The sequence below is a fragment of the Candidatus Avelusimicrobium sp. genome (genome assembly GCF_051874775.1).
Lineage (GTDB): Bacteria > Elusimicrobiota > Elusimicrobia > Elusimicrobiales > Elusimicrobiaceae > Avelusimicrobium.
Genome location: NZ_JBJEGE010000011.1, coordinates 77631 through 96078 on the forward strand (window position 1 = coordinate 77631; position 18448 = coordinate 96078).

The following is an 18448-nucleotide window of genomic DNA, read 5'->3' on the forward strand; positions in this document are numbered from 1 at the left end:
TTATTATAGTAAAAAACCCGCTTCTCCCTGCTAAAATTATACTTTTCCGACGGTATTTTTTATCCAATACAATACCCTAAAAATCTAGTATAATAAAACTATATTCACTCTTGGCGGAGGAAAATATGAAAGGCATTATTTTGGCCGGCGGGACGGGCAGCCGTCTGTATCCGGCGACGTTTGCCGTATCCAAACAACTCATTCCGGTTTATGACAAACCAATGGTATTTTATCCCTTGTCAGTCCTGATGTTGGCCGGCATACGGGATATTCTGATTATCTCCACTCCCGCAGATTTGCCTTTATACAAAAAATTATTCGGCGACGGCTCTGCTTACGGCTTACATCTTTCATATATGGAACAACCCCGCCCCGAAGGATTAGCCCAAGCGTTTATTTTGGGCGAAGAATTTATCGGTGATGATAACGTCTGCCTGATTTTGGGCGACAACATTTTCTACGGACGTGATTTAAAACAGCTCGTACAAGCGGCCGCCGCCCAAAAAACGGGGGCGACGGTGTTTGCCTATCACGTTAAAAACCCCAAAGCGTACGGCGTGGTGGAAATCGACGCGAACAAAAAGGCCGTTTCTATTGAAGAAAAACCGCAAAATCCCAAATCCAACTGGGCGGTAACGGGGCTGTATTTTTACGACAACCGCGTAGTGGAAATTGCCAAAAATCTAAAACCGTCCGCACGCGGTGAACTGGAAATTACCGCAGTGAACGACTGGTATTTACAACACGGGGAGCTTTCCGTACAGCTGATGGGACGCGGTATGGCGTGGCTGGATACGGGCACCCACGCCGATTTAATCAAAGCTTCTATGTTTATTGAAGCGCTGGAAAACCGCCAAGGATTAAAAATAGCCTGCTTGGAAGCAATTGCATACAAAAACGGCTGGATTTCCGCCAAACAGCTGGAAAAGCGCGCGGCTCTAATGAAAAATACTGAATACGGGCAATATCTAGCAGAGATTCCCGAGGACCAAAAAAATGGATTTTTTTAAACCTCCTATAGAAGGACTTATTGTCGCTATTCCCAAAGTATTCGCGGACAACCGCGGCTACTTTTTTGAATCCTACAACAAACGCGCGTGGGCGGAAGCGGGAATTACTGCCGACTTTGTACAGGACAACGAATCTTTTTCCTCCAAAAATACCCTGCGCGGACTGCATTTTCAGAAACCACCGTTCGCACAGGCTAAACTTGTGCGCGTATTAGAGGGTGCCGTATGGGATGTAGCCGTAGACTTAAGAAAAAACAGCCAAACATTCGGCCAATGGTTTGGGGTGGAACTCTCCGCCGAAAACAAAAAACAATTTTTTATTCCGCGCGGCTTTGCCCACGGGTTTTCCGTATTGACGGAAGCGGCTAAATTCGCTTACAAGTGCGATAATTTTTATAATAAAGAATCCGAAGGAGCCGTCCGCTTTGACGACCCAAACCTCGGCATTGACTGGAAAATCAATCTGTCACAAGCCGTGTTATCGGATAAAGATTTAAAAAATCCGTCTTTTGCTGCCTATAAGGAGAATGTATGCTTTTAGTTACGGGCGCCAACGGCCAATTGGGAAACTGTTTAAAAGATATTTTGGGTAAAAACAATGCCATTTATACCGATGCCGCCGAACTGGATATTACCGATGAAAAAGCCGTCCGCGCGTTTGGCACGGCACACGACCTGACGGCTATTATCAACTGCGCCGCTTATACCAACGTGGACAAAGCCGAGGACGAACCCGAAACCGCCCGCTGCATTAACGCATTGGGATCAGAAAATCTAGCTAAACTCGCGGCAGAGAAGGATATTCCGCTCGTACACATTTCTACAGATTACGTTTTTGACGGAACGGACAACCACCCGATTGCGGAAACCGCCGCGCCCGCCCCGCTCGGTGTATATGGAAAAACGAAACTGGAGGGGGAAGAAAACATTTTAAAATACGCTCCAACTACCATTATTTTGCGCACAGCGTGGCTGTACAGCCCGTACGGAAAGAACTTTCTCAAAACAATGCTCTCAATCGCCGCACAGAAAAACGAAATCTATGTGGTGGCGGACCAATTCGGCACGCCTACTTATGCCCCGCATTTAGCGGAAACGATTGTACGAATTTTGCCACAAATCAAACACAGCACTAAAGAAATTTACCATTTTACGGACGAGGGCGCAGCCACGTGGTACGATTTCGCCCACTATATCTTGAAAACTGCGGGGTGCGCGTGTCGCATACGGCCTATTTCAACAAAGGATTATCCGACCAAAGCCCTACGTCCCGCATTTAGCGTACTGGACAAAAGCAAAATCAAACGCGATTTTAACATAGAAATATCCCATTGGACGAAAGGAGTGGAAGAATGTCTAACGAAACTATCTTAGTTACGGGAGGAGCGGGATTTATCGGATCTAACTTCGTACCCTATTTTTTGGAAGCGTTCCCGCAGTATACCGTTATCAATTTGGACAAACTGACCTACGCGGGCAATTTAGACAATTTAAAAGAATGCGAAAACAACCCGCGCTATACGTTTGTAAAAGGTGATATTTGCGACGCGGAACTGGTAAACAAGCTGTTTGCCGAACACGACATCCGCGGCGTATTCCACTTTGCGGCCGAATCCCACGTAGACAATTCCATTACCGGCCCGCTGCCGTTTATCAAAACCAATATCGAAGGCACGTTTACGCTGTTGGAAGCCGCGCGCAAGCATTGGATGACGGCCCCCGGCCAGGTAAAACCCGGCTACGAAAACAGCCGTTTCCACCATATTTCCACTGACGAAGTTTACGGTACGTTGGGCGAAACCGGATTTTTTACTGAAACCACACCCTACGCTCCCAATTCGCCGTATTCGGCCAGCAAGGCCTCAAGTGATTTAATTGTACGTGCTTACCACCACACGTACGGGATGAACGTCACCACCAGCAACTGTTCCAACAACTATGGTCCTAAACAGCACGACGAAAAACTGATTCCCACCATTATCCGCAAAGCCCTTTCCGGACAAGCAATCCCGATATACGGAGACGGAAAAAACGTACGCGACTGGCTGTACGTGCTGGATCACTGCAAAGGCATCGCCCTCGTATGGCAGAAAGGCAGGGCGGGAGAAACATACAATATCGGTGGACGCAACGAACGCAACAATTTGCAGATTGTAGACACCATTTGCTCCATTTTGGATAAAAAACACCCTGCGGCAGACGGGAGATCCTATAAACGGCTGATTACGTTTGTAAAAGACCGCGCCGGTCACGACCGCCGCTACGCCATTGACGCAACAAAGCTGGAACAAGAACTCGGTTGGAAAGCAGACGAAAATTTTGACACGGGCATCGTCAAAACCGTGGAATGGTATCTGGGAAAAAATAAAGCTTAATATGCGAACCACATTAAAAGACGCTATTAAACTGATTCATTTTACCGTCCGTGGAGACGAACGGGGAAATCTCATCGCTTTGGAAAACCAAAGTGCCGAGATTCCTTTTGACGTTAAACGCGTCTATTATATTTACGGCACACAGGCAGGAGTAACACGCGGGCAACACGCACATTATGCGCTCAAACAGGTGCTTACCTGCGTATCGGGATCATGCGATATTTTGCTGGATGATGGAGCCGAACGTAAAACCATCCGCTTGGACAATCCCGCAAAAGGCCTGTTGATCGACGGATTTATTTGGCGGGAAATGAGCCATTTTTCACCAGACTGTGTACTGTTGGTTCTTGCCAGTGAGCATTACGACGAAGCCGACTACGTACGCGATTACCAACGCTTTTTAACGGAGGCTACCCGATGATTCATCCGCTTGCGGACGTACAAACCAAAAACATCGGCCCGGATACGAACATCTGGCAGTTCTGCGTCGTACTTGCAGGCGCGCAAATCGGCGCGGGGTGCAACATTTGCTCGCACGTGTTTATTGAAAACGATGTAAAAATAGGCAATAACGTCACCGTCAAAAACGGCGTCAGCCTTTACAACGGCATGATTATTGAAGACGGCGTTTTTATCGGCCCGAACGCGTCGTTCTGCAATGACCGCTATCCCAAATCCAAAAATAAAAATTTCAAACTGGAACCGATTATCATTAAAAAAGGCGCCAGCATCGGGGCAAACGCCACCATATTACCTGGCGTTACCATAGGAGATAATGCCATCGTGGCGGCGGGAGCCATTGTCAGTAAAGACGTGCCCGCCAATACAGTTTTTATCAGTGCGCGCCACCAAAAGTCCTTGCACAGCCACGGAAAAAATTGTAACCGATATTAAAAATCTCATTCTATTTGTTATAAGGCAACCACTATGATTAAATTCTTAGACTTACACAAAATAAACGAACGCTTCCGCGCGCAAATCGATGCGCGTTTTAAACAAATTTTAGACGACGGCTGGTATATCCTCGGCCGCCAAAACGAAATATTTGAAAAGAATTTTGCCGCCTATTGCGGGGTAAAACACTGTATCGGCGTGGCCAACGGGCTTGACGCGCTGAACCTGATTATCAAAGCCTACGGCTTTGGCCCGGGGGACGAAATTATCGTCCCCGCCAACACCTATATCGCCACTATTTTGGCGGTCAGCGAAAACGGCGCCACCCCTGTTTTGGTGGAGCCGGATATCAATACGTACAACATCAACCCGGATTTAATCGAAGAAAAAATCACGCCGCGTACCAAAGCGATTATGCCCGTTCATTTATACGGCCAAGCCGTGCAAATGGAAAAAATTTGGGAACTCGCCAAAAAATATAATCTTAAAATTATCGAAGACGCCGCCCAAGCCCACGGGGCCGAATACCAAGGCCGCAAAACGGGAAATTTGGGCGACGCGGCCGGTTTTTCTTTCTATCCCGGCAAAAATTTGGGCTGTATGGGCGACGGCGGTGCCGTTACCACGAATGACGACGCTCTGGCTGAAAGAATCCGCGCGCTCCGCAATTACGGTTCGCTCAAAAAGTACGTCCACTTATACAAAGGGATTAACTCCCGTTTGGATGAACTGCAAGCCGCCGTACTGGACGTAAAACTCCCGCACTTGGACGCAGACAACAACCGCCGCCGCGAAATTGCCCGCCAGTACAGAAACAACATCAAAAATCCGCTCATCACGCTGCCACAACCGTATGACGAAAACGCCCACGTGTGGCACATTTTCGCCATCCGCACGCCGGACCGCACCGCCCTGCAAAAATACTTGGCGGATAACGGCATTGAAACCAATATCCACTATCCTACGCCGCCGCATAAGCAGGGGGCGTATACGGAGTGGAAAGAACAGTCTTACCCCATCAGCGAGCAAATCCACCGCGAAGAGCTCAGCCTGCCCATCAGCCCCGTACTGACGGATGAAGAAGTAAAATTTGTTACGGAGACGCTAAATGCATACAAATAAAAAGGGGCTTCTCTCTATTTGTTGTTTGGGATATAACCACGCGCGTTTTATTCCCGCAGCCATAGAGGCGATGTGGAAATTTAACGACCCGAATATAGAAATTATCGCGGTAGATGACGGTTCTTCCGACGCAAGCCCCGAATTATTGCAAAAATTGGCGGAAAAAAGCCCCGTTCCGATGAAACTTATCCTGCAGAAAAATACAGGCAATGTTGGCAAAAATTTCAATACCGCTTTTAAACAGGCGGAGGGGGAATTTGTTATTTTTGTTTCGCTGGATGATATGCTGTACGCCCCTAATATTACAAAACATCTTCAGCGTATGAGACAAAACGATACGCTGGCGTTTACAGGTTCCTCCAAAAATATTACTATAGACGCTAATGGAAACAGAGGACAAGAAATCACGCTTCCGCTTTCTTCTATGAAGAAAGTTAGCCTCAATGATTTACTGGAACTAGAATACAATTTTGGATCATTTTTTATTCAAAATGCCATATTCCGCAAAGACATAGTAGAACAAGCAGGCGCTTTTGATGAGGATATGACGGGGGACGATATTGTATTAAGAACAAAAATCTTCCGCTATATGCTTCTAAATCAAGAGAAAGATTTTGCCATTGTGAACGACGAATTTTGCCTCTATCGCCAGCACGGCGCAAATGTGCATTTAAACGGCCCCCGACAAATAAAAATCGTTACCGAATACTTGGAACGATACTGGCCGGATAGACCTGCTCCGTCCGTTTTATACGATTGGGCGGAAGGCATTCTAAATAACGAACCCTATGCAAAAATATGGGATATTTTTGCTTTAAACAAACGGGCCGCCTCTTTATTGGCATCCAAAAGAATACAGCGTGTTCTTATCAAACGCATACAAAAAGAAACCTCTCCGTGGCGTTTTATTTATAAAAAAGAAAAAATACATAATACAAGGACAATAACACTTTTTTCGTGTTTTCGCTTTACATATAAACATAAAAGGTAACATTATGTCTAAAGTGTTTATTATTTCAGTTTGTAATAATTTATCCGTATATAACCGTGCAATAGCTACCAACCCTCATCTGAAAAATTGTTTTATTACTAAATACGATAATTCACAAGAAAACCTATCCATTCCCGCACGATATAACCATTTTATAGAACACCAGCTAAACGGGAAAGACGGCTGGCTGATTTTCTGTCATCAGGATTTTGAATTTTTATGTCCGCCGGAAGAAATTCTTCATAACTTAGACAAAAGTTGTGTATATGGTCCAATCGGCGTAGCGTTAAAAACGCATAAATATTGGAAAATTCTATTTTATCCTTATAACAGACGTCCGTCTATCCGACAGGGAAAAGAATGCAAAGAATGTTACTTGGGTGAAATATATGAAGGAATGGAGCACCCCCATACAGTAGGTCACAAAATATCCAAACCCGAACCGGTGGATACAATAGATTGTTGTTGCCTGATTATTCATTCTTCTCTGTTGCGTTCCTCCGGACTTCGTTTTGATGAAACCTTTGACTTTCACTTATATACGGAAGATTTCTGTTTGGCTGCTCGACACAAAAATATTCCCGTTAAAGCCGTCCAATGCGCCTGCTGCCACTACAGCAGTGGTACGATAAATCAAAAGTTTTGGGATAAATACACTCTTTTACAAGAGAAATACCCGCATGATTTCTTTCTAACCACTTGCGTCAGCCAGCCCAAACAAGTGCTTTTTCATAAACTTAAAAATAAAGTATCCGCCGCTTGGCTAGAACAGTTTGCGGCAGAACTACTTTCCTGACACACTAGGTCCAAAAAGTCCTGCTGTTTGGGCCTTTTGGCTTATTGTGCAGCGGACGGCATTCTTTTATAATTAAAGAAGGAAGCCCAAGGACTATTATGCGCGTAAATACAATTTTTTTATTTTTCCGTCTGGCCTGCTGTGTTCTCTTTCTGTGCGTCAGCGCACTTTCGCTGCGGGCGCAAACCGTGTCGCCTTGGTTCAGGGGCGTTCCCCAAACGTGGAAAATGCTGAGGGAAACATCTTTCTCTGCCGCAAATGCAGTCAAAACGCCGCTTCTGCAGCCGCTGAGCGGACGCTATACCGGCTACGCCGTCAAAACCACCGTTCCCAACTGGCTGTTGCACCGCTTATCCCATTCCAATACGTTTAGCGCAATGGAAAAAGAGATTTTTAAAAAACACCCCGCCAACACCGTGGCCGTTACCGGCAAATTAAGTTATTTTTGGGACAGGGACGCCCTTCTCGCCGCCTCAGCTGGAAGAGGGGAAATCAACCAAAAAGCCTTTGCACGCCACCAAGAGCTTTTGCAAAACACCCTGGCGGAAGTGGAAGCGTTTGCCGGATCGGAAATTGCTTCCGCCTACAACAGTACTCTTTTTTCACCCGAAGAAATCTCCCGCCTGATGGCCGACCCCGCCCAACCGCCGGCCTTTGTGGTAACTGCGCGGGAGGCCGCCGAGTTTGCCGCCCTGTCCTTGGAAGAACAAAAAGCATTTACGCAGAACGCTTGGCAAAAAACCACTCTTTTGCAAACGGAACTGTTAAAAACGGACCCGCAAAAGCTTTCCACACAACACTTTTCCGATTATTACTATCTCAAACTCCGCCGAAATTATTTTTCTCTATTACATCGCGCGCTGGAGCACGCCGCCGCACCGCGCCGTACACTGATTATCCGCATCCGCAAACGTCTTACGTTGGATTTCCTGCCGGAAAACGATATGTTTCTTACAGATGCACAGCGGTTAGGAAAATTGTATTTTTATACCGACCACGCAAAATCCTTTGGGCTAACAATAGAAAACATCGTTGCGTTACAAACTGAAACAGCCCGACAAGAAAACCTCTACATACCATACGCGCGGGCTGAAGCCTTTGAACAGCCATACGAAAAAGCCTTGCAGCGCGGCTCCGAAAGTGACATCTTGTTCGGTGAAGAAGAAGCCAACCGGTTACGCTTGCTCACGTCCCGCCAAGCCGCAGACGAATTGCCCGCAAAAATTGCAGCCCTCCAAACGGCAATGGACAACGCACGCCCCAACGGAGCGGCAGCTGATTTTTATGTCTATTATTTTCGCTTGCACGCCCAACAAAATTATCTCCAAACCCGCTTGGCGCAAGCGCACTTCTTTTTAAACCATATTTCTTATGACAAATAATACGCTCTTGCGTCAGTCTCGCCTGATGTTGGCGGCGGAAAGACTGACGCCCCAACAAGAACATTTGTTCTTGACGCATTTTTTTGCACGAGTATGGGCACATAAAGCAACGGGCAAATCATATGAGGCGGCAGATCAAGCACTAAAACCGTTTCTGCCGGCAACTCCGCCCGACATATCCGGCGATACGACCCAACGGTTATACGCACTTTTCGAACCCGTCAAAACGGGACAAGAAGGCGAAGAAAATGCTTTCACACCCGAAATTTTATCACTGCTTCACGAAACGTCCGTTAAAAAACAGGGTGTTTTTTATACGCCTTGGCCCCTTGCCGCACAGTTGGTGCGGGAAACGTTAAACGCTTGGAAACGCATCCACGAATTTGAAAACGCACAAAACCACGCATTTTCGTACGCTTTATCCCGTTTTACCGTCTGCGATCCGGCAGCAGGAGCGGGGGGATTATTACTGCCGTTCTGGCTGGAAATGGAAAAATTGATACCGGAAAACGGCGCAAATAAAGCCGATCGCCTGACGGAGATTTCCCGACGGCTTTATGCGGCAGATACGGACGCGTCCGCCCTGCAAACCCTGCGTCTGCGCGCCGCATTAACGATTTACTCCTTAGGCAAAACACCGCTGGCGGACTTGTTTGCCCACTTACTGGCAGGCGACGCATTGGCGGGGGGAAAAAACTCCGTCTGGCAAGATAAATTTCCGTCTGTTTTTTCCGGCGGAGGTTTTGATGCTATCATTTGCAATCCGCCTTACATTGGACAAAAAGGGCACAAAGAGCTGTTTGAACCGCTGCGCCAAAATCCGCGCTGGCAGCCGTACCTAACGCCAAAAAGCGACTTATTATATTTATTTTTCCACCTTGCGTTGGAAATTCTAAAACCGCAAGGAATAGGCGGATTTTTAACAACCGCTTATTTTGCCCAAGCCTCGTCCGCCGCCAAATTGCGCAAACGGCTTAAACAAGAAACCGCTCTCTTGCGCCTGATTGATTTCAATAACAAACAATTATTTTCCCGCGCCATCGGCCAGCATAATTTGATTACCATATTTCAAAAAACCGACCGGAAAACAGCAATCTGCCTGCGGGGAAGAACACAGCAGACCGTTTTCCAGCACGAATTGTATTCAAGTTCCTCCGATTTTTTAAATACGCGCGAGCAGGACGGAGAAATCTCCGCCGTTTTACAAAAAATGGCCGCCGCGCCCTTTCGGCTAAAAGACGTTGCCCGCGTAAGCAACGGCCTGATGACGGGGTGCGACAAAATCTCCGCCGCCCATTTGTCTAACCACCCGCTTAGCGGCATACAAAAAGGGGAGGGCGTATTTATTCTTTCGCAAGCGCAGAAAGACGCGCTCGGCTTATCCCGCGCCGAAGAAGCAAAACTAAAACCTTTTTTTAAAAACTCGGATATTTCTTCCTATACGGCAAATACCGCTGCAAAATACTGGCTGATTGATTTCTTCTACCCCAACGACCGTAATACCGATATGGCCGAATATCCCCGTTTAATGGCGCATTTGTCCCGTTTTAAACCCGTTCTTTTGGCACGCAAGCAAAACAATAACGGTATAGACAAATTGCTTAAAAAAGGAATTTATTGGTTTGCGTCCGTTCGGCGGAAGTTTGATTTTGACGCCCCGAAACTGGTTGCACCGCAACGTTCCCGCACCAATACCTTTGCCTACGCTCCGGATCCCTGGTATGCCAGTTCCGACGTTTATTTTATCTCTCACCCGCAAAAAGGCTTTAGTTTGTGGTATCTTTTGGCGTTATTCAATTCCGCCCCGTATTACGCGTGGCTGTTTTATAACGGCAAGCGCAAAGGTAAATTACTGGAGCTGTATTCCCAGCCTCTTTTATCACTCCCCGTCATACGGGCGGACGGGGCGACCCAAGCTGAACTGGAAAGTTTAGCACAGGAAATATACGAGGCTAAAAAGGGCCGCCAAACGGCAAACACCGAAGAAAAACAATCGCGCATTGACGCGCTCACCGCGCGCTTGTTCGGGCTGAGCAAAGCGGAACTCGCCCGCACCAAACAAGCCCAAAAAAACGCTTAAAATTTTCTTGTAATACTGTTGCATTTTCTTGTATGATACTATTATTAGTAATTTATTATCGGAGGAATTATGAACGCTGTAAAAACGTATTTCATTGACGTAGTAAAAAACCAATATTTCAACTTTACAGGCCGCGCCACCAGACAGCAGTACTGGATGTACTTCCTGTTCTACTTCATCTTGTCCGTCGTTATCGGCATCATCGGCGCCATCTTGGGCGACACCGTGCGCGGTATTTTGTCCACCCTTTTGAACTTGGCTCTTTTGCTGCCCACCTTGGGTATCGGCGTACGCCGCTTGCACGACACCGACCGCAGCGGCTGGTGGTATTTAATCGCTTTGCTTCCTTTCATTGGCGGCATTGTGCTCCTTGTATTCTTCTGCTTGCCCTCTACGGAAGGCGAAAACCGCTTCAACCAATAATTTCCGTGTGACGCTTACCGCTCCCGTTTTGGGAGCGGTATTTTTATTTAAGGAGAAAATATATGAACCGCGACCAAGCTTTATCCCTTTTAAAAAAATACAATAAAGAACCTTTTCATCTGCTGCACGCGCTGACGCTGGAAGCCGTTATGCGCCGCTTCGCTTGCGAACTGGGATATGCGGACAAAGCCGACTTTTGGGCACTCTGCGGCCTCTTGCACGACGTGGATTTTGAAATGTTCCCAAGCGAACACTGCAAAAAAGCACCCGAGCTATTGGCGCAAATCAACGCGCCCGCCGAACTGGTGCACGCCGTGTGCGCACACGGATACGGCCTTGTAAGCGACGTAAAACCCGAACACGAAATGGAAAAAGTGCTTTTTGCCGTGGACGAACTTACCGGCCTTATTCAAGCGGCGGCGCGGATGCGGCCGTCCAAAAGCACGCAGGATATGGAGCTTTCCAGCTTAAAAAAGAAATTTAAAGATAAAAAATTTGCCGCCGGCTGCTCGCGCGACGTTATTAAACAAGGCGCGGAAATGCTGGGATGGGAATTGGACACCCTCTTGGAACGCACGTTAAACGTAATGCGCGAAACGGAAGAAGAAGTGCGGCAGAAAGCCTCGCAAATGGCTTAATAAAGGGAAGCACTTATGAACTTTTTTACAAAACAATTAAAACGTGCGTTTGATTTTAAAGGCCGCGCTTCCCGGCAGGAATTTTGGCTGTATTTTCTGGGTTTGCTTGTGGCGTTTTGGACGGCCTGTTTTGCCATTATGGCACTTACCATCTCATCTTGCTCAGTTGTTTTCAATGATATGGGTGCCCAGCAAGGATGCGGCTGGATTGGCGTATTTATTTGTATGATTTTGGGCTGGATTGGACTGCCGCTCTTACTAATAAGCGCCGGAGCGCGCCGCCTGCACGACAACAACAAAAGCGGCTGGTGGCAGCTTTTGCTTTTTATTCCGCCAATTGGGGTACTTGTTTTGGCCGTCTTAATGGCACTGCCCAGTACCCGAGGGGAAAACCGCTTCGGCCTGCCGCCCAACGCGTAATTTAAGCAGACAAAAAATCCGGGCCCAAAGGCCCCGGATTTTTTAATACCACTCATTTTAAATTTCTTTTTCCAACTCGGCAAAAAATTCGCCCGCTTTGACGGGAAAATATAAATCTGTAATCACACCCGTAAACGCGGAGGGCTGCGGGTTAACCTCAATAATTTTGGCCCCGTGTTCTTTGGCCGTCAGCGGCAGCGAACACGCCGGCATTACCTGCCCTGCCGTACCTACAATAATCATTACGTCGGCGTTTTGCGCCATTTCCGCCGATTTTTGGTACGGCATATACGGAATACCTTCCCCATAAAACACAAAATCCGGTTTTAGCACGCCGCCGCAAATACAATAGGGAGGCTCTTCGGACAAATCGATATCATCTAAACGGTATTTTTTGCCGCAGCCAAGGCAGGAAAGCGTATGAATGGTACCGTGGAATTCCTGCACGTTTTTACTGCCGGCCTTTTGGTGCAGTCCGTCTATATTCTGCGTAATAACGCCCTTTAAAAAACCTTTTTGTTCCAGTGCAGCAAGGACTTCGTGCGCCTTGTTGGGCTGAGATTCTTCCATATCGGTAAAAAAGATTTTCTTCATTTCCCGCCAAGATTCCTTCGGATGCATATTGAAAAAATTGATTTCAATAAATTTAGGGTCGTACTGGTTCCACAACCCGCCCGCACCCGTAAACGGGGCGATACCGCTTTCCACGCTGATGCCCGCCCCGGTAAACGCCACGCCGTAACGCGCGTTTTTAATTAATTCTGCCGCCTTTTTAATGTTTTGCATAGTTTTATTGTACAATTTCTAACCCGAAAAACGCGGGGGCGGGTAAAAAACGGAAAATGACAATAAGATATTTTCAGGGGGAAGGAAGAAGAGAAGGAAAAAGCAGCCCCGCCGCAGATTTAGCGGTTATTTAAACACATATCGGTCATAATCCGGATAGGTACGGACATATACAGCTCCTAAAGATTTACAAATAGAACCGGTTCCGTCGGCATTGTTGGGTAGCGTACGGCATTCACGAGGCCCGTTGTAATAATGGTAATAACTAAGGCTCGTATTTGCCATACGGCCGGAAACTACCCAATGTCCTTCATTTAGTTGATTCAGATAAAACTTGTTATAAGATACATTCAACCCATCCACCCCCCACGTTCCTCCGGAGGGAAGATCAATATCCAGCTCATCCAAACGCGGCGCGTAAGAACCGTTTGCCATATAATACACCTGTTGGGCGCGGTATACTGCGTCGGCCAGCGTCACTAACTGGACGTAGCGTGCCTTATACACCGCTTTTGTATATTGCGGCAGTGCTACCGCGGCCAATATGCCAATAATAAGCACCACCACTAACAACTCTATCAGCGTAAAACCTTTCATTTTGCTGTCTCCTATTAAAAAAGTCATTCTGGGTGATTGCCGCTCCATAATTTACCGTTTTTGGGAAAATAAACTATAAACGGAAAATCCCGTACAGAAACACTACGGAATAACCTATCGTATCAAAAAAAAAAAACGAGTCAACCCTTTTGCAAATGACCGAAAAAAGTGCCGTGCAGAATAGCATAACATTACACCGCTTCGGCTGATTTTTCAGATTTGAGCTAAATTTGCGTTGCAAGTTGCCCGCATAGGCGTGGCTGTAGCCACGTCAAGGGCAAGGGAACGCAAAGTTAGCCAAATGTGGAAAATGGTTGCCCGTACAAGACACAAGGGACGAAAAGATTTTTTCGTCCCTTGTGCGTATCACGCAACTTAACATCAGCTTTTACATTAAATACTTACAAGCCCGCGGGAGAAGACGTATACCGCCGCCACCGCCGCTATCACCAAGAGAGTCACCACCGCCATTTCCCCGCGCGTAAATACGGGCGTTCCGTCCTTTTTCTGCTTGCGCGCCCAAATAAATACCGGAATCCCCAGCGCAAGGAAAATTACCGCCAAGAACAGGTATTTAAGTCCCGCCGCATAGACGAGCCACAGCGCATACACCGTTCCCAGTGTAGACGTTATCAGCGCGGCCGCACGGCCTGTGGACGATATTTTGGCATATTCTCCGTCCTCGGTCAGTTTCCATAAATACGCCGTACTGGCTAAATACGCGGGCAGCACCATCACACCCGTAATGGAAAGCATCGTATTCCACGCGTCATTGGAAAAATACACCAGAAAAATGGCCAGCTGCATTAAACAACTGGTCACCCACAACGATACGGAAGGCGAACCGTTTTCGTTCTGCACGGCGAACTGTTGGGGAAATGTCCCATTCTCGGCCGCCGCGGCAGGAATTTCGGCAGCAATCATCGTCCAAGCCAGCCAAGACGACAGCACCGCTACCAAAAGGCCGATGTTCATCATCCATGCGCCCCACGGCCCGACGACTTTTTCGAGCACGCCCGCCGTAGACGGATTGGCAACGGAAGCGATTTCCTCCTGCGTCAGGAACCCGAACGGCAAGACGGACAGCCCAATATAAATGACCAAACACCCCAAAAAACCCAATAACGTCGCCTTGCTGACGGCAGACTGGCTTTTAGCACGGCTGGACAACACAACCGCCCCTTCAATACCGATAAATGCCCACAGTGTAACGAGCATTGTGCTCTTTAATTGGGCAGGCAGACTGCCCAGCGTTTTGCCGTTTTCAGCCATTTTGCCCCAGAAGTTAAAGTCGAACTGATCAAAATGGAAGCAGAACAGCAGAATCAGACAGAATAACAAAAGCGGCACCAACTTGCCAATTGTACCGATAACATTCAACACCGCCGCCTGACGCACCCCGCGCAAAACAACGAAATTGAACACCCAAATTAAAAGCGACCCGCATATAATGGACAGCAAATTATTCCCGCCCGCAAAATATGGGGGGAAAAAGTAATTCAGCGCATCCATCGTAATCACGGCATATCCCACATTACCAAAAATCTGGCACAGCCAGTACCCCCAGCCGATGGTAAACCCCATATATGGGCCAAAACCTTCACGGGCGTACATATAAATACCGGCAGTTAAATCCGGCTTTACGCGCGAAAGCACGCTAAACGTGTTCGCAATAAAATACATCCCGATGCCCGTAATTACCCACGCTAAAATAACGGCTCCCGCACTGGCGCCGGACGCCATATTTTGGGGGAGAGAAAACACTCCTCCCCCGACCATAGAACTGATGACAATGCTGGCCAAACCGATTACGCCCAGCTTTGATGCCGTATCGTTCTTCGTTCCCATACGCTACCCCCAAACGCGCATTACTTTGCAACCGCCGGATCGGCGAATTTAAAGTTCAAAAATCCCATTACCGTCAAACAATAAGCAAACGGCTGGGTGATGTTAACGTAATTGTGCCAAATTTGGAATTCACTATGTTTTTCCACCCCGCGGATTTCCAGCTCGTGGTTGAGCGATTTATTCAGCCACATACGGGCGTGTCCTTCGGCAATTTCATCATCAATAAGCGTATCAAAATACTCCACATACTCCGCAGCCCAGCCGCCGATCAAACGGCCGTGTTGGTCCTTGCCCCAGCATACGCCTATCCCTGTAGCGATGGCTTTATGCTCCTCCATACGCGCGCCGTTTCCGGCGATAATCACTTCCAGCACCGCGCCGTGTTTAAATGAACTTACCACTTTATCCACGGGTACGATATTACCGTACAATTCTTTTGACAGTACCGATGTATACGGAATGATGTTAAAATCCTGGATTTTGGCCTGCAGGAGTGCGGAATCGTAACAGAAGGTTTCAAACGGTTGGGGCGGAATACCGTCCGCCGCTTGTCCCGCGCCTCCGCTGATAAACGCTAATGTAGGATATCTGGTTCCCAAAGTTAAGTTGTTAGTTTCCATAATAAGTCTCCTTTTATTTTTATTACCCCTCTACAACATTACTGTTGTACGCAACCCGAACACTGTGGTTACCCCCTGATTCGGGTTGAGTGCGGCCTGCGGATAAAACTGCAAATCCGGAGTGACCGTTACAAATTTGCCAATACCGATTACCCATTGAAACTCCAACGCCGTTTCGCTCCCGCGCATTTCGAAGGGATAACCTAACCCCTTTTCGCTTAACCGGTTGTATGCTACACCCACCGTCAGCGCGTCCTGCGGATTGCGGTCAAACGGATTTAACCACGCCGCACCTATCGCATAGGAATTTTTAATCCCCGTCACGCCGCCCGTGGAACCGTTGGCGCGCCCAAATACAGCCCAGTGTCCGCCGAAGTTCTGTTGGGCATTAAATGACCATCCGTTTACGTTTTCCGGCTGCGCGGAAACTGACGGTTGGTAATAATATAAGAAACTGTACTGCCCCGAACCAATTTCAAAAGACGGCGTCCACGCCAAGGATACAAACGCGGTATATTTGCCGTCAAACGCGCTTGACAGGTGCGCTGTTTGGCCGGATACGTTGGTTGCGTCCTGATACCCCGCCGCAGCAGTAAACAAATCATTTTGCGCCTGCACATACGCCCCTAAAGAAGCCACCGGATAGGCCGAGGTTGCGTTTTGCGATAAAGAATAATTCATCAACGCGGTCTGCTGGTTGTCCAAAAAAGAAGTACCGTCAAAGTTAGAAATGGGGAACTGTCCCGCAGTAAAGGAGAGCCAATTCCACTCGTCGGGCAGTGTATGCGTGTAGGAAAGCTCAAAGAAAATTTTTTGGTTGGAGGTATAATCGTTCTGTGCGGAAGCGACGTTTAAACGCTCCTGAAGCGTTGCGCCCGAGGTTCCCCAATAATGTGACAAATTATAGCTAAAATTGATTTCGCCCGAACCCGCGGCGCGGTCTTTAAACAGCGTCCAGTTGGCATAGGGATAATAAATACCCTGAACGGAAGTCTGCTTACCGTTAGGCGCACCGCGCTGGATTAAATAAGAAACATCAAATCCCCATTGTAAACCCAATTCTTCGGACATTTGATTTTTAAAATCAATATATTCCTGTCCAAAATCTGAAAACGAATGATTTTTAAGTTGCGTATCAGCCGCCAAACGCTGTTTATGTTTGGCCTGGGATACCGGTTCCGTAGTTTCCTGAGCCCAAGCATTTGAAAGCATTCCCAACATACACCCAATAAATAAACCTGCCGCAGCCTTTATTGTGCCCGTATTCATTCCATTACCCCCAGAATTAAAATATCGGTTACCCCCCGATATGGTAAGATAGCCGCCCAAACCGTTTTTAACAACACGCAAAAAAGGATTAGTTTTAGGTACAATAAGGATATGGCTGACGAATACGCTTATCAAACTGAAGGAATCAAATATGCGGGTTCCAAACGTAAATTATTGTCCCATATTATGACGACAATCCGTCCGATTAACGACATAAAAACAGTGCTGGACGGATTTTGCGGCACCACACGCGTTTCGCAGGCGTTTGCGCGGGAAGGACTGACCGTTACCGCCAATGATATTTCCGTTTGGAGCGAAGTGTTCGCCCAATGCTATTTAAAAGCGGACAAGCCGGACGAATTTTACGAAAAAATCCTCACGCATTTAAATGCACTTCACGGAAAAAACGGTTGGTTTTCGGAGCATTACGGCGGGGAAGAAACGGACCGCAAAAAACCGTTCCGTTTAAAAAATATGCAAAAATTAGACGCCGTGCGCAACGAAATAGACCAACTGTGCCTTGCTTGGCCGGATAAGTGCGTACTGCTAACCAGCCTCATTCTCGCCTTGGACAAGGTGGACAGTACACTCGGGCACTTTACATCTTATTTAGCGCGCTGGTCGGTGCGCTCCAAAGGGGATTTGGTGCTAAAAATGCCCGTACGTCCGCCGCAAAACAAAGCGCACGAAGTTTTGCGCGGCGATATTTTTGACACAGTAAAAAACCGCCGATGGGACCTTGCTTATTTCGACCCTCCCTACGGTTCAAGTAACGATAAAATGCCCTCGAGCCGCGTGCGCTACAACGCCTATTATCACTTTTGGACCACCGTCGTAAAAAACGACCGTCCGCCCCTGTTCGGTGCGGCGGGCCGCAGAGAGGACTCGCGCGACCGCACGAAAGAAAACCCGTTTGAAGATTTCCGGCGGGGAAAAAACGGACGCTTGACGGCTTTAAATGCCGTTGACCGCTTGCTTGGGCAAACCGACGCACGCTATATTCTTTTTTCGTACGGCTCCGGCGGCAGAATTCCGCGCGAAGAGCTTTTGCAAACCCTAACGTCGCACGGAAAATTACTTACGGCAAAAGAAATTGACTATAACAAAAACATTATGGCAAAGTTAACGTCCACCAACGCGTGGACGCAAACGGACAGCAATAAAGAATATCTGTTTTTAATTGAAAAAGGAGTTTAA

General features: G+C 47.5%; 20 protein-coding genes. 15 read left to right on the forward strand and 5 right to left on the reverse strand.

Annotated elements, in window-relative coordinates; genetic code table 11:
- Positions 1–125: 125 nt before the first annotated feature.
- From rfbA to ACI351_RS02605, 14 genes are all read left to right on the forward strand, one after another.
- Positions 126–1010: a glucose-1-phosphate thymidylyltransferase RfbA gene (gene rfbA, locus ACI351_RS02540; RefSeq protein ID WP_439733687.1), complete on the forward strand. Its 885-nt coding sequence runs from the start codon at positions 126–128 to the stop codon at positions 1008–1010.
- A complete protein-coding gene (gene rfbC / locus ACI351_RS02545) occupies positions 997–1551 on the forward strand; it encodes a dTDP-4-dehydrorhamnose 3,5-epimerase (protein WP_439733688.1) in 555 nt (184 codons plus the stop codon). Before rfbA ends, rfbC begins: the two co-directional genes overlap by 14 nt.
- A complete protein-coding gene (gene rfbD, locus ACI351_RS02550; protein WP_439733689.1) occupies positions 1542–2384 on the forward strand; it encodes a dTDP-4-dehydrorhamnose reductase in 843 nt (280 codons plus the stop codon). Before rfbC ends, rfbD begins: the two co-directional genes overlap by 10 nt.
- Positions 2363–3385, forward strand: a complete 1023-nt coding sequence (gene rfbB / locus ACI351_RS02555) for a dTDP-glucose 4,6-dehydratase (protein WP_439733690.1) — start codon at positions 2363–2365, stop codon at positions 3383–3385. Before rfbD ends, rfbB begins: the two co-directional genes overlap by 22 nt.
- A 1-nt stretch (position 3386) precedes the next feature.
- Positions 3387–3806 carry a sugar 3,4-ketoisomerase gene (locus ACI351_RS02560; protein WP_439733691.1) on the forward strand — a complete coding sequence of 140 codons (420 nt, stop codon included), beginning with the start codon at positions 3387–3389 and terminating at the stop codon, positions 3804–3806.
- Positions 3803–4279: an acyltransferase gene (locus ACI351_RS02565; RefSeq protein WP_439733692.1), complete on the forward strand. Its 477-nt coding sequence runs from the start codon at positions 3803–3805 to the stop codon at positions 4277–4279. The genes ACI351_RS02560 and ACI351_RS02565 overlap by 4 nt, the downstream gene beginning before the upstream one ends.
- Before the next feature lie 33 nt (positions 4280–4312).
- Positions 4313–5401: a DegT/DnrJ/EryC1/StrS family aminotransferase gene (locus tag ACI351_RS02570; protein WP_439733693.1), complete on the forward strand. Its 1089-nt coding sequence runs from the start codon at positions 4313–4315 to the stop codon at positions 5399–5401.
- Positions 5388–6392, forward strand: a complete 1005-nt coding sequence (locus tag ACI351_RS02575) for a glycosyltransferase family 2 protein (RefSeq protein ID WP_439733694.1) — start codon at positions 5388–5390, stop codon at positions 6390–6392. The genes ACI351_RS02570 and ACI351_RS02575 overlap by 14 nt, the downstream gene beginning before the upstream one ends.
- Positions 6393–6396: 4 nt before the next feature.
- Positions 6397–7188, forward strand: a complete 792-nt coding sequence (locus ACI351_RS02580; protein WP_439733695.1) for a hypothetical protein — start codon at positions 6397–6399, stop codon at positions 7186–7188.
- 98 nt (positions 7189–7286) lie between these two features.
- Positions 7287–8570 (forward strand): hypothetical protein, encoded by a 1284-nt coding sequence (locus ACI351_RS02585; protein WP_439733696.1) that lies wholly within the window; start codon positions 7287–7289, stop codon positions 8568–8570.
- Positions 8560–10650, forward strand: a complete 2091-nt coding sequence (locus ACI351_RS02590; RefSeq protein ID WP_439733697.1) for an Eco57I restriction-modification methylase domain-containing protein — start codon at positions 8560–8562, stop codon at positions 10648–10650. Before ACI351_RS02585 ends, ACI351_RS02590 begins: the two co-directional genes overlap by 11 nt.
- Positions 10651–10719: 69 nt before the next feature.
- A complete protein-coding gene (locus ACI351_RS02595; protein ID WP_439733698.1) occupies positions 10720–11073 on the forward strand; it encodes a DUF805 domain-containing protein in 354 nt (117 codons plus the stop codon).
- 62 nt (positions 11074–11135) lie between these two features.
- A complete protein-coding gene (locus ACI351_RS02600) occupies positions 11136–11711 on the forward strand; it encodes a hydrolase (protein ID WP_439733699.1) in 576 nt (191 codons plus the stop codon).
- Between the two features lie 15 nt (positions 11712–11726).
- The gene (locus tag ACI351_RS02605) at positions 11727–12131 is read left to right on the forward strand and encodes a DUF805 domain-containing protein (protein WP_439733700.1); all 405 of its coding nucleotides are present in this window, start codon (positions 11727–11729) and stop codon (positions 12129–12131) included.
- Between the two features lie 57 nt (positions 12132–12188).
- Here the strand turns inward: ACI351_RS02605 and ACI351_RS02610 are convergent, their stop codons facing one another.
- From ACI351_RS02610 to ACI351_RS02630, 5 genes are all read right to left on the reverse strand, one after another.
- The gene (locus ACI351_RS02610) at positions 12189–12917 is read right to left on the reverse strand and encodes an SIR2 family NAD-dependent protein deacylase (RefSeq protein WP_439733701.1); all 729 of its coding nucleotides are present in this window, start codon (positions 12915–12917) and stop codon (positions 12189–12191) included.
- Positions 12918–13043: 126 nt separating this feature from the next.
- The gene (locus tag ACI351_RS02615; protein ID WP_439733702.1) at positions 13044–13514 is read right to left on the reverse strand and encodes a type IV pilin protein; all 471 of its coding nucleotides are present in this window, start codon (positions 13512–13514) and stop codon (positions 13044–13046) included.
- 393 nt (positions 13515–13907) lie between these two features.
- A complete protein-coding gene (locus tag ACI351_RS02620) occupies positions 13908–15362 on the reverse strand; it encodes an amino acid permease (RefSeq protein ID WP_439733703.1) in 1455 nt (484 codons plus the stop codon).
- Positions 15363–15382: 20 nt separating this feature from the next.
- Positions 15383–15982: a pyruvoyl-dependent arginine decarboxylase gene (locus ACI351_RS02625; RefSeq protein WP_439733704.1), complete on the reverse strand. Its 600-nt coding sequence runs from the start codon at positions 15980–15982 to the stop codon at positions 15383–15385.
- 30 nt (positions 15983–16012) lie between these two features.
- Positions 16013–17251, reverse strand: coding sequence for a carbohydrate porin (locus ACI351_RS02630; RefSeq protein ID WP_439733705.1), 1239 nt, complete (start codon positions 17249–17251; stop codon positions 16013–16015).
- A gap of 111 nt (positions 17252–17362) precedes the next feature.
- Between ACI351_RS02630 and ACI351_RS02635 the strand changes: the two genes are divergently transcribed.
- Positions 17363–18448, forward strand: coding sequence for a DNA adenine methylase (locus ACI351_RS02635; RefSeq protein ID WP_439733706.1), 1086 nt, complete (start codon positions 17363–17365; stop codon positions 18446–18448).

Excerpts from the sequence above, each read along its gene's own strand:
- ACI351_RS02585 (WP_439733696.1), top strand. The coding sequence starts at position 7,287 with ATGCGCGTAAATACAATTTTTTTATTTTTCCGTCTGGCCTGCTGTGTT.
- ACI351_RS02620 (WP_439733703.1), bottom strand. The coding sequence starts at position 15,362 with ATGGGAACGAAGAACGATACGGCATCAAAGCTGGGCGTAATCGGTTTG.
- ACI351_RS02560 (WP_439733691.1), top strand. The coding sequence starts at position 3,387 with ATGCGAACCACATTAAAAGACGCTATTAAACTGATTCATTTTACCGTC.
- rfbC (WP_439733688.1), top strand. The coding sequence starts at position 997 with ATGGATTTTTTTAAACCTCCTATAGAAGGACTTATTGTCGCTATTCCC.
- ACI351_RS02635 (WP_439733706.1), top strand. The coding sequence starts at position 17,363 with ATGGCTGACGAATACGCTTATCAAACTGAAGGAATCAAATATGCGGGT.
- ACI351_RS02625 (WP_439733704.1), bottom strand. The coding sequence starts at position 15,982 with ATGGAAACTAACAACTTAACTTTGGGAACCAGATATCCTACATTAGCG.
- ACI351_RS02630 (WP_439733705.1), bottom strand. The coding sequence starts at position 17,251 with ATGAATACGGGCACAATAAAGGCTGCGGCAGGTTTATTTATTGGGTGT.
- ACI351_RS02615 (WP_439733702.1), bottom strand. The coding sequence starts at position 13,514 with ATGAAAGGTTTTACGCTGATAGAGTTGTTAGTGGTGGTGCTTATTATT.
- ACI351_RS02570 (WP_439733693.1), top strand. The coding sequence starts at position 4,313 with ATGATTAAATTCTTAGACTTACACAAAATAAACGAACGCTTCCGCGCG.
- ACI351_RS02600 (WP_439733699.1), top strand. The coding sequence starts at position 11,136 with ATGAACCGCGACCAAGCTTTATCCCTTTTAAAAAAATACAATAAAGAA.
- rfbA (WP_439733687.1), top strand. The coding sequence starts at position 126 with ATGAAAGGCATTATTTTGGCCGGCGGGACGGGCAGCCGTCTGTATCCG.
- ACI351_RS02605 (WP_439733700.1), top strand. The coding sequence starts at position 11,727 with ATGAACTTTTTTACAAAACAATTAAAACGTGCGTTTGATTTTAAAGGC.
- ACI351_RS02575 (WP_439733694.1), top strand. The coding sequence starts at position 5,388 with ATGCATACAAATAAAAAGGGGCTTCTCTCTATTTGTTGTTTGGGATAT.
- ACI351_RS02610 (WP_439733701.1), bottom strand. The coding sequence starts at position 12,917 with ATGCAAAACATTAAAAAGGCGGCAGAATTAATTAAAAACGCGCGTTAC.
- ACI351_RS02590 (WP_439733697.1), top strand. The coding sequence starts at position 8,560 with ATGACAAATAATACGCTCTTGCGTCAGTCTCGCCTGATGTTGGCGGCG.
- rfbD (WP_439733689.1), top strand. The coding sequence starts at position 1,542 with ATGCTTTTAGTTACGGGCGCCAACGGCCAATTGGGAAACTGTTTAAAA.
- ACI351_RS02565 (WP_439733692.1), top strand. The coding sequence starts at position 3,803 with ATGATTCATCCGCTTGCGGACGTACAAACCAAAAACATCGGCCCGGAT.
- ACI351_RS02595 (WP_439733698.1), top strand. The coding sequence starts at position 10,720 with ATGAACGCTGTAAAAACGTATTTCATTGACGTAGTAAAAAACCAATAT.
- rfbB (WP_439733690.1), top strand. The coding sequence starts at position 2,363 with ATGTCTAACGAAACTATCTTAGTTACGGGAGGAGCGGGATTTATCGGA.
- ACI351_RS02580 (WP_439733695.1), top strand. The coding sequence starts at position 6,397 with ATGTCTAAAGTGTTTATTATTTCAGTTTGTAATAATTTATCCGTATAT.